This window comes from Agrobacterium larrymoorei (assembly GCF_013322225.1).
GTDB lineage: Bacteria > Pseudomonadota > Alphaproteobacteria > Rhizobiales > Rhizobiaceae > Agrobacterium > Agrobacterium larrymoorei_A.
Genome location: NZ_JAAMFB010000022.1, coordinates 140,383 through 155,882, shown reverse-complemented (window position 1 = coordinate 155,882; position 15,500 = coordinate 140,383). Strand labels below are relative to the sequence as shown.

The following is a 15,500-nucleotide window of genomic DNA, read 5'->3' as shown; positions in this document are numbered from 1 at the left end:
CATCCGGCGGGGCCGCTCGTGCCCCGCCGGATTGCCAAGGGAGCCACTTAGGCATGAACCTCATCAATACCTTCTTCAATGTTTCAGTGTTCCTCAACAGCCTTCCTCAGCTGCTGTGGGGTCTCGCCGTCACCATCCAGATCGGCATCACCAGCATCCTTTGCGGCCTGATTGGTGGCTTGTTTCTGGCGGTGGCGCGCCTGTATGCACCGGCATTCTTCAAACTGTTGATCCGCGGTTACATCGATATCTTCCGGTCGATACCGCTGCTCGTGCTGTTGATCGTCGTTTACTACGCGCTGCCGTTTGTCGGGATCCGCTTGTCGCCATTCCTGTCTGCGGTCACTGCGCTGTCGCTGGTCTCTGCCGCCTATACCGCCGAAATCTTCCGTGCAGGCATCGAAGCGGTTCCGCATGGGCAGTTCGAGGCATCTGCTGCCCTTGGCCTCTCCAACCGCAACACCATGGTCGATATCATTCTGCCGCAGGCCATTCGCATCGTTATTCCACCGCTGACCAACAATTGTATCAACGTCATGAAAGATACCGCCCTTGCCTCGGTGGTTGCCATGCCGGACTTGTTGAAACAGGCAACGCAAGCACAGGCCCTCAATGCAAACCCGACACCCCTCATTGGTGCAGCACTCATCTACATCGCCCTGCTCTGGCCGATGGTTGCCGTGGTCGCGCGTCTTGAAAAGCACTTCAGCCGGGGGAAACGATAATGGACGAGACCAGCGCCCCTCTCATTTCCATACGTAGACTGACCAAGGCCTACGGAACCTTCACCGTGCTGCACGGTATCGATCTTGATGTTGCCGAAGGTGAAGTCGTCTGCGTTATCGGCCCATCAGGGTCCGGCAAATCGACGCTCATTCGCTGCATCAACCATTTAGAAGCCTTTTCGCCTGACAGCACCATCACGGTTGATGGTACTCGTGTTGCACCCGGCCCAGCGCTTGCCAAAGTGCGGGCCGAAGTCGGTATGGTGTTTCAATCTTTCAATCTTTTTCCGCATATGACCGTTCTGAGAAACGTGATGATTGCACCCATGCGGGTGCGAAAAACACCAGAAGCAGAGGCGGAACGCAAGGCACGCGAACTCTTGGCCCGTGTCGGCATTTCCGAGCAGGCGGAGAAATTTCCCGGACAGCTTTCCGGCGGTCAGCAGCAGCGCGTCGCCATTGCGCGGGCATTGGCGATGGAACCCCGCGTTCTGCTGTTCGATGAACCGACATCGGCGCTCGATCCTGAGATGGTGGGCGAAGTGCTTGATGTCATGCGCAAACTGGCGGGCACCGGCGTCACAATGGTCATCGTCACGCACGAGATGGGTTTTGCCCGGCAGGTAGCGGATCGCGTCATCTTCATGGATGGCGGACGCCTCGTTGAATCCGGCACACCGGCAGAGATTTTCGACACTCCAAAAGAGCCAAGAACGCGCGGCTTCCTTCGCGCTGTCCTCAACCATTGAATAAAAATACCAGTCGGGAGACACCAGGAATGACCACCACTTCAAAACTCGACCTCGATTATGTGCGCAGCCAGTTTCCAGGGCTGTCGCGCGGCTGGACATTCTTCGACAATGCGGGCGGATCTCAGATCCTCAAGGGCGCGCTGGAGCGGATCAATACGTTTCTGATCGAGAAAAACGTGCAGATCGGAGGCTCCTATGAGGTCTCACAAAGCGCCGCGAAGGCACTTTACGAAGCGCGCACAGCGGCCATGCATCTGGTCAATGCGTCGAGACCGGAAGAAATCGTGTTCGGCAACTCCACAACGGCATTGTTGCAAAACCTTGCCCGCGCGATGCAGAGCCAACTGTCGTCAGGCGACGAGATCATCGTCACGGTCAGCGATCACGAATCCAATATCGGGCCTTGGGACCGGTTGCAGGATGCAGGTATCACGCTCAAATTCTGGCCATTGAACAAGGAAACGTTGCAGCTCGACCTCTCCGATCTTGAACCCTTGATGAGTGAGCGCACGAAAATGGTCTGCGTCACCCACGTCTCCAACATTCTAGGATCGATCAATCCGATCCGCGAGATCGCCGATTTTGTCCATGCGCGCGGGGCAAAGATCTGCGTCGATGCCGTGGCCTACGCCCCGCACCGCGCCGTCGACGTGCAGGCATTGGATGTCGATTATTACGTCTTCAGCCTCTACAAGACCTATGGCCCGCATTACGCCCTGATGTATGGCAAATACGATCTGCTGCTCGAGCTCGACACGCTCTACCACTACTTCTACGGCAAGGACAAAGTGCCGGGTAAGCTGGAGCCCGGCAACCCGAACTATGAACTGGCCTATTCCACCTGCGGCATCGTCGATTACCTGGTGGCACTCGGCGAGCAGTCGGGCGAAACAGGCACTGTCCGCCAGAAGATAGAAGCAGCGTTTTCGGCCATCACCGCGCAGGAAAACCTGCTGACAGAGCGGCTCTTGAGCTACCTGCGCTCCCGCAACGATTGCCGGATCGTCGGACAGTCCTCCAATCACGGCGAGACGCGCGTACCGACAATCGCCTTCCGCTTCGATGGCCGCGATGCTGGCGATCTTTGCAAGGCGATGGATGGCGAACATGTCGCCATGCGCTTCGGTGATTTCCACTCGAGACGGCTTGCCGAATATCTTGGTCTGACCGACCATGGCGGCATGCTGCGTGTCTCGATGGTGCATTACAACACGCTGGAAGAGGTTGACCGTTTCACCGCCGCACTTGATCGCATCCTCTCAGGCGATGCCGGGTTTGCGAAGGCGAGCTGACCTCATGAACGATGAGAAGGACATGGAAAGATGCGTTTTGACACAGTGATCCGGCACGGAACCGTGGTAACGGCAAGCGATACCTTTGTCAGCGATGTCGGGATCAAGGATGGTCGTATCGCGGCGCTGGCAGCGGAACTGACAGATGCGGACGAGATCATTGATGCCACCGGCCTGTTCGTCCTGCCCGGCGGCATCGACAGCCACGTCCATCTCGACCAGCCATCCGGGGATGGCATCGTCATGGCCGATGATTTCGACAGCGGCACCCGCTCGGCCGCCATCGGTGGCAACAGCACCGTTCTGGCATTCTGCATGCAGGAAAAAGGTCAGTCTCTGCGTGAAGCGCTGAAGGTGTATCACGCCAAGGCGGAAGGCAAATGCCATGTAGACGTGTCCTTTCACCTCGTCATTACGGACCCGACGGCGGAAGTGCTCGGGCAGGAACTGCCGGCGCTGGTCGAGGACGGCTACACCTCGCTGAAGGTCTTCATGACCTATGAGGGTCTGCGGCTGCGCGACGACGAAATCCTTGCCACCCTCGATACGGCTCGGCGCACCGGAGCACTCGTTATGGTCCACTGCGAAAACGAGGACGCCATTCGCTATCTCATCGGTCGCCATGAGGAAGATGGCAAATTCGAGCCGAAATTCCACGCCACGACGCGACCGATCGCGGCTGAGCGCGAGGCAACGCACCGGGCGTTATCGCTGGCCGAAATCGTGGACGTCCCTATCGTCATCGTCCATGTCTCCAACCGCGAGGCGATGGAGGAAATTCGCAGAGCCCGACAGCGTGGCCAGAAGATCGCGGGTGAAACCTGCCCGCAATATCTGATGCTGACCGCCGACGATCTCGATCAGAGCGAGATGGAAGGCGCCAAATATGTCTGCTCACCGCCACCACGCGACAAGGCCAGTCAGGGTGCCTGCTGGGAAGGTCTGGAACAGGGCGTTTTCGATCTGTTTTCGTCCGACCACTGCCCCTTCCGCTTCGACGATCCGGAAGGAAAACTGAACGAGAAAGGCAAGCGACATTTCCGCTGGATTCCGAACGGCATTCCCGGTGTCGCCACGCGCCTGCCGATCCTGTTTTCGGAGGGCGTGATGAAGGGCAGGATCGATATCAACCAGTTCGTTGCTGTCACCTCGACCAACCACGCCAAGCTCTATGGGCTGTACCCTCGCAAGGGCACAATCGCCGTCGGCGCGGATGCCGATATTGCATTGTGGGACCCGACCAAGAGCGTCACTCTCACGAACGACATGCTGCACCATGGTGCTGATTACACACCGTATGAAGGTCTCGACATCAGGGGCTGGCCTGTGCGCCTGTTACTGCGCGGCAAGACCATCGTGGAGGACGGAGATTTTGCTGGGCCGACCCCACATGGAAACTATCTGCCGCGCCAACGATCATCGCTTACGAAGCAGCGTTCGGAAGCATTGAGCTGACGCCAGGCAACGGGCTAGCCCATCCACCGCTTCGAATATTTGCAGCCTTGAACGGGACAGATAGAGGTTGCGCCAATGGCAGCGAACGCTCGTCGGCTTGAGCCTGTGTCGAAACAATCAAAAAGTCGATCAGGTGCGCGTACGCGGTAGGGGCCAACATTCCAAGCCGATCAAAACTTAAAGTATTTTCACGACTGCTGAACAGAATTGACCCAGCGGGAGGGCTGTCATCAGGACGCATCCCTGTCGGGAAATTATCGCTTCAGAGATGAAACTCCCGCCGTCCAATTTCACTCATAGCCTTCACGCCACCGCAAGGTGTGAGGGATCTGATCCATGCGCCATAACTGGCGCTGGCGCAGTAGAACATGAGTGGGAAGCGTTAAGTCGCTGAGCCACGATGTCGTGGTTGAGCCAGAGCACTGGACCGGAGGGTTCGGACGATTCGCCGAAAATCAGTTGACCGGTTGCCTTCACAATGAGACCGCTCAGGACGTCGCTGATCATCACCTTGCTGTCCCGATGCATCCGAGTGATTTCATTGGACGTGCCGATGGTCAAATCTGCCTGTGCTTGACTGTTTGCCATGGGCCATGCCGAAAAGTCGTAAAACGGACGCATGACCTCGCTTGCCTGCATCTCGGTGATCTTCTTGAGAACATCATCCATGGTTAAGCCGTCGGCCAGAAGCTGCTCGCAGGCCTGCCACTGCTTGTCGGCCCATTGCCCGCCGTTTTCTTTCTTCAACGCAAGCAGTAGCGGTATCAAGGGCAGTTCGATACCCGTGAACACATCTGAGGAATTGGTCCGAATTTCAGGACAATTATAGACAGTAGCCTTGATGCCTTTCGCCCAAGCTTCCTGCGCAATGCCTTCGAGCCGCATCTTCGCGTAACCCTGGGTGTAATTGGTGTAGGTCTGCCAACGATAGCGTCCGTCGATGAGAACCGCTGATCCATGGTAACCATATGCAGTATATCGCACCTGGCCGCCCGAAGCTTCCACGCGATCGCGGATAGCCGCGCTGAAATCGATGAGATGGCGAAAAGTGTTTGCAGAGACCTCGTCGAAATTCGCAAGAATGAGTTTTCCCAGGTCGCTGTCTACCAGCCTCTGCGATGACATGTGACGGGTCCCGGTACCCTTATAGATTCGATTGGCAACGACGAGGAACACCTTCGCTTTCGGTATGCCTCCAGCCATCGTGTGTGCGAAGAAAACGTTGCGTCCTTCAGCGATCATTCCATCCAGAACGGTCATGACCTTTGAAAGCGAGTCGGTGAAACGCGCAGTGGCTACCTCACGGCATTGCTCGATATAGCCCCAATCCAGCTTGTCTTCTTCCCAGCTCTCAAGTGTCATCTTGGCCAGGAGATCGGTTGGAGTCGGGCCGTCGACGGGCGCATCGAGATCGAAGCCCGCCATAAGAGGTATGTTGATGATCCTGCCGCCCAATTGGGCCTCCGCCGCAGACAGTTCCTCTGCATTGAGGGGGCGCAGTGCGTTATTCTCATCGCGCCTGCCGACCGTGATCCCAACAATCTCCATCCCGGCGCGCTTCGCCTCATCGAGCAAGCCGGTCGCGTATCCGCGACCGAACAGTTCGCCGAAAAGGACAAAAACATCGCCTTTACGGAAAACCGTATTCTGAGAGAGACGATTTAATGAAACCAGATTTTCCATGCTCAGCTCTTGATTCGTGTTTCGTAAAGCGGCGGCTCATACGAACTTTCAGAGAGACATGACCGCATTTGCACAGAATGGGAACTCATTTTCGGTGACCGTTCATTTCAAAACGTGAAGTCACCTCTGGCTGCGTGTGTTTCTGGCGTCCAAACGCGTATTAAAGGCGGCGAAGAAAGGAATGCCGAACACGGCCTCGAAAGCTCCCCGCACCGCATCGGCAAAAGTGCAGCAATTCATTCCATCATCCGCCAGAACTTAAATGATACGGAATGGGGAGGCTGCGATCTTCCCGCTTGACGCCAACGGGTGTTGCAAACCTAAAGAACGCTCGGTCGTTCTGTCTTCGACAAAACGTGTCGCGACGGGTAACGGCGAGCCTGAACTGAGCCATAAGCTTGCCCCCTATCTGTTCTTCCCCGTCCCGGATGACGCCGTTTGGAAAAATTTACTCAGAAGAAACAAGATGGCTTGGTTCGAGAACGAATTTTGCGGTCGCCCTCACCTTGATAGGAGGCGAACCGCCGACGCCCACGCAAGTGCATCAGTTGGCACAAAAACACGAACATTGAACACGTCGTTCAAACCAGATCGATTCGAGACAAACGCTCAAGTTGCTACATAAGCTCGAAGGACTGTCCCAAGTTTGGAGAGGTTTCCTTTCAGCTCTTCATAACCGGCGGTCTTCTCTCGGGTCACCTCATCCATATAAAGGTTGCGGTTAAGCTCAATCTGGATGCTGTGACGGTTTTTCTCTGGTGCGTTATATGCGGAAACGAGTTCGGCACCGCGAAACGGCACGTTGAGAGACACGGAATAGCCGAAACTTTCCAGCGTCCTGATGACCAGATGCACGAATTCCGGTTCGCTGCTCATCCCGTCATAATCCCCGACAACGATGTCTTTTCGCACGGTTCCTGCCGGGTCGGGCGACAGGGCGTGGCCTATGGCTGGCATGGAGTGGCAGTTGACATGATAGACGCGCCCGAAAGCATCATAAGTCTCATCCAGCAACTGGACCAAGTGATGATGATAGGGACGCCAGTAGGTGTCGATGCGCTTTTCAAGTTCGCTGACGGTCAATTTCCGGCCATACATGGGCTGGTCTCCCCAGGCGAAACGCCAGGTAAGGCCCATGCCGCGACGCGCCGAGGCGCTGTCTCGCAACGCATGCGGCCATCGTCCCTCGACAAGCTCCAGATCGACGTCTTGCAGTGAGCGGTTGAGATCGAGAAAGCTTCGCGGGAAGTGAGCCAGAAGCATGGGGGCGCCGATGGCAGGGGCAAAGCCGAACAGATCATCGACATAGGTATCGGACGCCACCAGAACCAGTTCGTCGGAAACGACCCGCTCGAAATCCGTTGGAATCATCAGGCCACTATGGGGCGAGTCGAACACCATGGGAATGGACGGCGCGCTTGGCGGCAGGATGGACAGAACACCCTCGATATCGAGAGGCGAGATCGAAAAATCATTCATGCATATTCCATTCATGCAGGGGCAGCGTAAGCCGCAGGATAGGTGGTGTCCGCCATGCCGATAAAGCTTTCGCCACGACGGCCAACCATGCCCGGTGCCGCGAAAGGTCGTGGGAAAACCACCTGTGCTGCGGCTTTGACCTTGGCGATCTGCGATAGCGCGGCGATGTAGTCAGCAGGCATATCGACATTGACGATGATATCGGCGTGGGGACCCGTCGTCATGCGCGGGGTATTCATCGCATCTTCGATGTCCATTTCGGCATGCACGACCATACCTGTCAGTTGCGCAAGCGATGGCACGATCTGGTTGCCGCCGGCGGCTCCATAGGCCGCGAATGTGCCGCCGGAATCGGTGAGAACAACGGGGCACATATTGCTCGGCGCGTAGGCATTGGGCGTCAGGGAGTTGGCGCGACCGGGGGTCGGATCGAACCAGGACATGCCGTTGTTCAGCAGAATGCCGGTTGAGGAGGACAAAGCCCGTGCACCGAACCGGTTCAGCAAGGTGAAGGTAATAGCTACCATCCGCCCCTCGCTATCCACGGCATTGACCTGCGTCGTGCTAGTCTTGTTGGTGGTTTCTGCCGGGTTGAGCCTGCGACGGTGAGCGCCAAAGGATTCCCAAAGCGCCTGAGACATGGCGGTAAAGAACCCGGCATCCACCGGGCCAATACCACGGGTCTTGTCGAAGAAGGCCAGAGCATCGAACAGGCGTTGCCCGGCACTCGTCTCTCCTGCAACATGGATCGTCTTGTCTTGCAAGGTCATGCTTCTTGCCGGGTAAAGCCGCGCTTCGTAAGCCGCGAGATCGTCAAGCGTCATGAAGCTGCCGCCCGCTTGCAAATCTGCAATCAGCTTCTGGCCGATGGCGCCGCCATAAAGCGCGTCCGGACCATCCTTCGCCAGTTGCTCCAATGTTTCGGCCAGTGCCGTCAACGACAGAACGGTGCCAGGTTCCGGCGGATAACCGTCCGGCATGAACACGCTGCGCGCGCCTTCATCCTTGGCAAGACCGGATGCTGCAATGGCGATGGCGAGTGTTGTGTGCCAGTCAACGACGAGACCTTTTCGGGCACGTTCGATGGCCGGTGCGAGTGCCGCATCGAAACCGATCGTGCCATAGCGCTTCAGCGCCTCTGCAAAACCACGCACGCAGCCGGGCACGACCGCAGCCGTGAACCCATCCACATTGCGGTTTTCCACCGAGGCGGGATGGCCGATGAATGTCTTGATGGTGGGGTCAGGCCGGTAAAAATCAGCATCGAAAGAGGATGGCACCCTCCCGGTAAATTCGATCGTATCGACCGTCCCATCGGGCTGCGCCACCAGCATGTAACCGCATGCGGCAAGGCTGGTCATCCACGGTTCGACCGTCTGCAAGGTGAAGGCTGCGGTCACAGCCGCATCGACGGCATTTCCTCCGGCGCGCAGCACGGACGCACCGGCTTCCGCCGCTACGAAATGCTGCGACGTGACGACCCCTTTTGTGCTGACACCCGGTGTCTTTCGCGTTGTGCTACGCTCGACACGCAGATGATCGAACTGCGGATTTTCCATCACTTCGCCTCCAGCGCCGCTGCCACCATGCGGCTTGCGCCAGAGAGATCGCCAAGCTTCTCGCCAGCCTCGATCTTGCCCTTGTTGCGCCCTGCCCGCGCCTGCCGGATCATGGCTTCTTCCACGACCTCCTCTGCCTCATCGACAGGAATGACGAGGATGCCGCTAGCATCTGCAATCACCACATCTCCCGGCATGACAGGCACATTGCCGCAGGAAACGGGAAGATTGAGTGAGCCACCAAGATCATTTAGCCGCGTGGTGATGCCGGACACGCCGCGCGACCACAAAGGCATGTCCAGCTCGATGATTTCCTCAACATCCGTACACGGCCCGTCTATGACGACACCGATGGCTCCAGCGGTTTTGATGGCAAATGCCACGCCCCCGCCGATGCAGGCGTGCCGGTCATCGCCGAGGCGATCTACGAAGAGAAAGTCGCCCGGGCGGATGACGGAAACCGCATGGTGGAGCAAGGTGGAATCCGTGGCGGGAATGGCGACGGTCACGGCGGTGCCAACCAATGTGCGCCTCGCATCGACAACGGGTGTGATGGAATGATGGACGAAACCACGGTGGCGAAAATGCCCGATGGTAGCAACCTCGACGCTTTCGAACTTGGCGATCAGCTCGGGGTCGATCTGCTTGGGCTGGGCGCCGATATGGTATTTTTTCATGACAAGTCCTCTGCGATTTTGGCGGTTTCCGGCTTGTGTTGCCAGCCCTTGCCCGGAACCGCGGCAAGCAATTCTCTCGTGTAGGGATCCTTTGGCGCGACGAACAGCGTTGCCGGATCACCCCGCTCAACGATGCGACCGTGACGCATGACGGCGACGTTGTCGCAAATCTGGCTCGCAACCCGCAGATCATGCGTGATGAATAGGATGCCGAAACCAAGCCGCGCCTGCATTTTTGCCAGAAGTTCCAGCACCTGTGCCTGCACCGAGACATCGAGAGCGGAAACGGACTCGTCGGCAATCAGCAGTTCCGGCTCGACGGCAAGCGCGCGGGCAATGCAGATACGTTGTCTCTGCCCGCCGGAAAATTCATGGGGAAAGCGGGTTGCCGAAGCGCGATCCAGACCGCATGCCTCAAGCAGATCGAGCGCACGCTGCATGGCGGCCTTTCTGTCCAGACCATGGACGATAGGCCCCTCAGCAATGGCATCCCCGATACGCTGACGCGGATCGAGCGCCGTATAGGGGTCTTGAAAGACGATCTGGACCTTGCGCCGGGCTTCACGCAAAGCTTTGCCGCGCAGGCCCGAAAAGTCGCCATCCGAAATGACTATATCGCCGCTTTCAGGCTGGACAAGCCGAATGACGCATTGCGCCAGCGTAGATTTTCCCGATCCGGATTCCCCGACAAGCCCCAGCGTTTCACCGCGACGGATGGTGATATCGACATCGTCTACGGCCTTGACGACACGTCCAGACCCAAAAACGCCTGATATGGAAAACGTCTTGATGATGTTTTTCGCGATGAGGACGGGTGTCCCAAGCCCTTCCCGTTCCTTGCGAGGTGTGAGCGTCGGTACCGCTGCCAGCAATCTTTTCGTGTAATCCTGCTGCGGATGATTGAGAACCTCGTCGCGCGAGCCGATCTCGATGAGTTTGCCCTTCTGCATCACCGCCACGCAGTCGGCGATTTCAGCCACTACGCCGAAATCGTGGGTGATGAAAATAATGCCTGTTTCGTGCCGCTCTCTCAGTTCGAGCATCAGCTTGAGGATTTGCGCCTGCGTCGTCACATCCAGCGCCGTCGTGGGTTCATCCGCAATCAGCACGGATGGTTCGAGCGCGAGCGCCGTGGCAATCATGACGCGTTGGCACTGGCCACCGGATAATTGATGGGGATAGGAGTGGAATATCTGTTCAGGGTTGGGCAGTTGCACTTCCTGGAACAGCTTGATGACCCGTTCCTTGATCTCTGCATTCGACAGGGACGTATGGACCCGAAACGCCTCGGACACCTGTTCACCGATGCGGAAGATGGGATTGAGCGCGGCGGTCGGCTCTTGAAAAATCATTGCGATACTGCGCCCGGTGATGCTGCGCCTTGTCGCGTTATCAATCGTCAGGAGGTTCTTGTCCTCGAATATCACCTGTCCGCTTGGTTTGCCGAGATTGCTGGGCAGCAGTCCCATGGTGGCAAGCGCCGTCAGGGATTTGCCGGAACCGGATTCGCCCACGATACAGAGGATTTCACCTTTGGCGACAGTCAGGGACAGGTCCTCGACTGCAAAGCCGCGCTCTGCACCCTGCGGCAGGGGAACGCTCAAGTGATCGATCGACAGCCTTACGTCACTCATGGTCAAATCGCCTTATGTGTTTGGTGAGACGGTGAGCGCATGTCGAAGGCGCGCATGTGGTCCACGAACCGGCTGCAAAAGCCGACGAGATGCTGAACGATCCGCTCGCCTTTTTCAGCCGTTGCGAGCAAAGGATCGCCACCCAGCATGCCATCGGCATTCACTTCATGGCAGTTGAGCGGCACATTCACCGGCATGCCTTCGAACTGGATGGTGTTGACACCACCCGTGGCAAGCCCGAATGCCTTGGCGCGACCGGCTGGTCTTGCAAGGTCCATGCGCAACAACTCTGGAAACAGATGCATATAGACGGAGGTGATCGGTTCGCCGCCATGTCCGCGTGCCGCAGCAACGGCCGGACCATGCAGTTCCTGCCACAGGGCGTCCGGTATCGATTGCCACAGATTGATCGATGCCACCGACACGCCGCGTTCTGCACGAACACGCCGAACAACCTGATCAATCAGCGACGCATTGGTCGTATGGCCATTGAGGATGAGGATATGATCGATGCCGTGATCCAGAAAGGCTGCAACCATATCCTCCACAAGAGCCATAAAGGTTGCGGGCCGCAACTGGATGCCGCCGGGAATGGTTTTGAAGAAATCCGCATAACCGAACGGCACCGTCGGTGCCACGATGGCGCCGGAGGCCTCGGCCACCTTGAGCGCGATGGCCTCCGTCAGCATGAAATCACCCATGGGGGCGTGAGGCCCTTGCTCCTCCTGGCTGCCGAATGGCAGAAGGATCACGGGTTTTTCCGGGAGACGTTCGCGAAACTCCGCGAACGTCATGTCTTTCAGGGCGTTCTTGCGCATGTTGCTCATCACACCAGCTTGAAGTAGTCGCCGTAGATGCGCATTTCGCCGTTCGGCTTGAGACGGAACTCGATACCGGAGCGATGGGCACAGTTATAGACGCTCTTCCACATGTAATAGCCCGGCGTGACGCGCTGCCACTCATCGGAAAGAGCGAGATACGCAGCTTTGCGCTCTTCGAAATTCGTCGCGGCATCGAACTTCTTGCCAAGATCAAGGAATTCGGGCGTTGGATCCCAGGTCTTCCAGCTTGCCGTCGAACGCGACGCCGTCGGACCCCAATCCAGCCAGAGCGGCTGATAGGGGTCGCCCGGAATGAAGTCCGAGCTCATGGACATGTTCATCATGTGGTATGGCCGACGATAGACCAGCTCGAAGTTATCCAGCACCTGCGCCTGTACATTGACGCCGATTTCGCGCCATTGCTCGATCATGATTTCGGCAGCGGCCTCGTAGTTCGGATAGAACTGGCGTGTAATGTGCCAGATCAGCGTCTCACCCTTGTATTTCGTCTTAGCAACCAGCGCCTTGGCGGCTTCGACATCATAGGGAAGCTTGACCGGCAGATTCGGATCGTAGAACTTGCCATATTCCTTGAAGTTGAATGGCACGGCTGGATGTTCGGTGGTCCCGTTGAACAGCGCCTGAACGATGGCGTTCATATCGATTGCCTGAACCATCGCATAACGCAGGTTCGGATCGACCAGCGGATTATCGACAGGGTCTGGCCGCGTGTTGAACGCAATCGCAGGGTAATTATCCGCCAGCACACGCTTCAGCGTCACACCATCATAGCTTTCCAGCGATGCTTCCTGATCGGTCGGAATATTGACGATGAAGTCAAACTCCTTCGAAACCAGACCGGCCATGCGTGCCGCAAATTCTGGAATGATCTTCCAGTTGACCTTCTGGGCCGGAGGAGGCCCCGCCCAATATTCATCGAACGCATCGAGAACCATGATTTCGCCCGAGCGGAAGGTTGTGACCTTGTAAGGCCCTGTACCGACGGGCTTCTGGCCGAAGGCATCGACGCCCACTTCCAGATAGTATTTCTTCGGCACGACGAAGCCGATATAGCCGGTCAACTTGGCTGGAATATTCGGGTCGGGTGCGGCGGTCTCGATCTCGAAAGTATATTTTCCAGTTGCTTCGACCCGCTTGAAACCCGCCGTAAATGTCTTGCCGCGCGGTTCGAACGGCTTCTCGCCCCATAGACGCTCTGGCGACAAGGTGAAGACCGCATCTTCAGCGGTCATTTCGCTGCCATCGTGGAATTTCACGCCCTCGCGAAGGGTGAACGTCCAGATATTGCCCTTCTGCTCCCACTTGGTTGCCAGCTTGGGCGCAAAGATCAAACCATTCTCGTCATTGATATAATCCCGCTCGACCAGCGTGTCGTAGAAATTCGGGAAAATACGGCGGGATGTAGTGGAGATGCCGTTGATCGGGGCCATCGTCGCCCACAGATTATCGACGGCGATGTTGAGTGTAGGCCTTTGCTGGGCCTGCGCCAACGGCACCCGGCCTGCCAATGTGACTGCGCCTGCTGCGAGCAGGAGACTTCCAACTTCACGCCTGGTAAACATGTTCCACCTTCCTTGATCCTGTTTTATTTATTTATGCGTTTCGTCCCTGCAGCATCGGGTCCAGCCGGTCACGCAGCCAGTCGCCGACGATGCTCATCGAGAGTGTTACGAGGAAAATCACCGTGCCCGGCACAACGGAAATCCACCATGCCGTCGAGAGATAGTCGCGACCATCGCCAAGGATCTGGCCGAGGCTCGTCTGCGGAGCCTGGATGCCGAGGCCGAGAAAGCTCAGCGACGTCTCAAGCAGAATGATTTGCGGAAATGTCAGCGTTACCTGAACGATCAAGGCACTCGCGACATTGGGCAGCACATGCCGCACATAGAGCCTGCTATTGCCAGCGCCCAGTGCGACGATGGCCTTAGCATAGGGCTGGTTGACCGCCGAGAGCACGACACCTCTGGAAAGACGGGCATATTTTTCCCATCCGAACAGACCCATCAGCAGAATGAACAAAGTGAGGCTATTGCCGAAGAATGCCAGAAGCGTCAGCGTAATCAGGATGAACGGTAGCGATGCCTGGAAATCCACCAGCATCATCAGCACCTCATCCACCCATCCGCGGAAATGTGCGGCAATGAAGCCGATGAGAGAGCCGAAAACGGCGCCGATAATAGTGCCCGCTATGGCGACCGAAAGCGACATCTGCAAACCGGCGATGACGCGTGCGACCATATCGCGACCGATGCGATCTGTTCCGAGCGGGAAATCCGGGTTGCCGCCGAGGAAGGCCGGAGGCTTCAGGCGCGCAAGCAGGTTTTGTTGCGTGACGCCATGGGACGTGAAGATATTTCCGACGACCGCGATAAACACCGCCAGTGCGAGCACGATTACAGCGAAAATGAGAATAGGAGAGCGGCGCTTCATCGTGATCGTCCTAGTTCGAGACGCGGATGCGCGGGTCAAGCAAACCATAAAGCAGGTCCACGATGAGGTTGGCCATGACCATGGTAACCGCCATGATGAGAACCAGCGCTTGCACGACCGCAAGGTCGCGAGACGACACGGCTGTCACGAGCAATCTGCCAACACCGGGCCAGGCAAACACGGTCTCCACCACAATCGCACCGCCAATGAGTTCGCCCAGGTTAAGGCCGATGATGGTAATGATCGGGATGCCCGCATTGGGAAGCGCATGGAACACGATACGTTTCCAGTAACTGACGCCTTTCGCGGCTGCGGCGCGGATATAGAGCTTGTCCAGCACTTCCAGCATGGCCGAGCGCGTAAAGCGGGCAAGCGTTCCGGCCGTAAATGTCGCAAGCGTCAGTGCTGGCATGAGAACATGCCATATCGTCCCTGTCCCCGAACTGGGAAGCCATTGCAGACCAAGCGAAAACAACAGAATGAGAAGGATGCCGAGGAAGAAGTTTGGTATGGCAAAACCGAATACGGCAGTGGCCATGATCAGATTATCGAAGGGCGAGCCACGCTTGATGGCAGCGATGATACCTGCCGGAATGCCGATGAGGATGGCGCCAGCATAGGCAAACAGCCCAAGCATGATCGTCGATGGCACACGCTCCGCAATGATGTCGATAACCTCCCGACCGTCGCGGTAGGAAATGCCGAACTGGCCCGTCGCCATCTGTCCGATGTAGCGAAAATATTGGACCCAGAGCGAATCATCGAGCCGCCAGAGCGCGCGAAACTGTTCGATTTCATCAGGCGTTGCATCGGCTCCGACTAGGGCCACGACCGGATCTCCGGACGTTCTCAAAACAACGAATGTAAAGGTCACGACGAACCACAGCGTCAAAGCTGTGCGCAGTATTTTCAGCAACCAGAAGCGCGTCATGGGGCTCCGTTTTCTGGAATTGATGTTTCAGCTATTCCCGT

General features: G+C 57.2%; 13 protein-coding genes. 4 read left to right on the top strand and 9 right to left on the bottom strand.

From position 1 onward, the window contains the following. The first annotated feature begins 53 nt into the window (after window positions 1–53). From G6L28_RS14060 to hydA, 4 genes are read left to right on the top strand one after another with little or no spacing between them, the layout of a single operon-like run. Window positions 54–725, top strand: coding sequence for an amino acid ABC transporter permease (locus G6L28_RS14060; protein ID WP_174064454.1), 672 nt, complete (start codon window positions 54–56; stop codon window positions 723–725). Beyond that, entirely contained in the window at window positions 725–1,474 is a 750-nt protein-coding gene (locus G6L28_RS14055) for an amino acid ABC transporter ATP-binding protein (protein ID WP_174064453.1), read from the top strand. Before G6L28_RS14060 ends, G6L28_RS14055 begins: the two co-directional genes overlap by 1 nt. A 29-nt stretch (window positions 1,475–1,503) precedes the next feature. Next, window positions 1,504–2,769 carry a cysteine desulfurase-like protein gene (locus G6L28_RS14050; RefSeq protein ID WP_174064452.1) on the top strand — a complete coding sequence of 422 codons (1,266 nt, stop codon included), beginning with the start codon at window positions 1,504–1,506 and terminating at the stop codon, window positions 2,767–2,769. A 30-nt stretch (window positions 2,770–2,799) separates the two neighbouring features. Next, window positions 2,800–4,224 (top strand): dihydropyrimidinase, encoded by a 1,425-nt coding sequence (gene hydA / locus G6L28_RS14045; RefSeq protein ID WP_174064451.1) that lies wholly within the window; start codon window positions 2,800–2,802, stop codon window positions 4,222–4,224. Window positions 4,225–4,527: 303 nt separating this feature from the next. On the opposite strand, the gene G6L28_RS14040 is transcribed toward hydA, so the two are convergent. The 9 genes from G6L28_RS14040 to G6L28_RS14000 form a co-directional block, all read right to left on the bottom strand. After that, complete coding sequence (locus G6L28_RS14040; protein ID WP_174064450.1) at window positions 4,528–5,907, bottom strand: enoyl ACP reductase FabMG family protein; 1,380 nt, start codon at window positions 5,905–5,907, stop codon at window positions 4,528–4,530. Window positions 5,908–6,516: 609 nt separating this feature from the next. Beyond that, window positions 6,517–7,386 (bottom strand): N-formylglutamate amidohydrolase, encoded by an 870-nt coding sequence (locus tag G6L28_RS14035; protein ID WP_174064449.1) that lies wholly within the window; start codon window positions 7,384–7,386, stop codon window positions 6,517–6,519. Between the two features lie 11 nt (window positions 7,387–7,397). Continuing rightward, entirely contained in the window at window positions 7,398–8,945 is a 1,548-nt protein-coding gene (locus G6L28_RS14030) for a gamma-glutamyltransferase (RefSeq protein WP_174064448.1), read from the bottom strand. Then, window positions 8,945–9,622, bottom strand: a complete 678-nt coding sequence (locus tag G6L28_RS14025; protein WP_174064447.1) for an RraA family protein — start codon at window positions 9,620–9,622, stop codon at window positions 8,945–8,947. The genes G6L28_RS14030 and G6L28_RS14025 overlap by 1 nt, the downstream gene beginning before the upstream one ends. Further along, complete coding sequence (locus G6L28_RS14020; protein WP_174064446.1) at window positions 9,619–11,256, bottom strand: ABC transporter ATP-binding protein; 1,638 nt, start codon at window positions 11,254–11,256, stop codon at window positions 9,619–9,621. Before G6L28_RS14020 ends, G6L28_RS14025 begins: the two co-directional genes overlap by 4 nt. Before the next feature lie 2 nt (window positions 11,257–11,258). Continuing rightward, window positions 11,259–12,074: a creatininase family protein gene (locus G6L28_RS14015; protein ID WP_234902574.1), complete on the bottom strand. Its 816-nt coding sequence runs from the start codon at window positions 12,072–12,074 to the stop codon at window positions 11,259–11,261. 8 nt (window positions 12,075–12,082) lie between these two features. After that, window positions 12,083–13,660, bottom strand: a complete 1,578-nt coding sequence (locus tag G6L28_RS14010) for an ABC transporter substrate-binding protein (protein WP_174064445.1) — start codon at window positions 13,658–13,660, stop codon at window positions 12,083–12,085. A 31-nt stretch (window positions 13,661–13,691) separates the two neighbouring features. After that, complete coding sequence (locus tag G6L28_RS14005) at window positions 13,692–14,528, bottom strand: ABC transporter permease (protein WP_174064444.1); 837 nt, start codon at window positions 14,526–14,528, stop codon at window positions 13,692–13,694. Between the two features lie 10 nt (window positions 14,529–14,538). Then, complete coding sequence (locus tag G6L28_RS14000; RefSeq protein WP_174064443.1) at window positions 14,539–15,459, bottom strand: ABC transporter permease; 921 nt, start codon at window positions 15,457–15,459, stop codon at window positions 14,539–14,541. Window positions 15,460–15,500 lie beyond the last annotated feature (41 nt).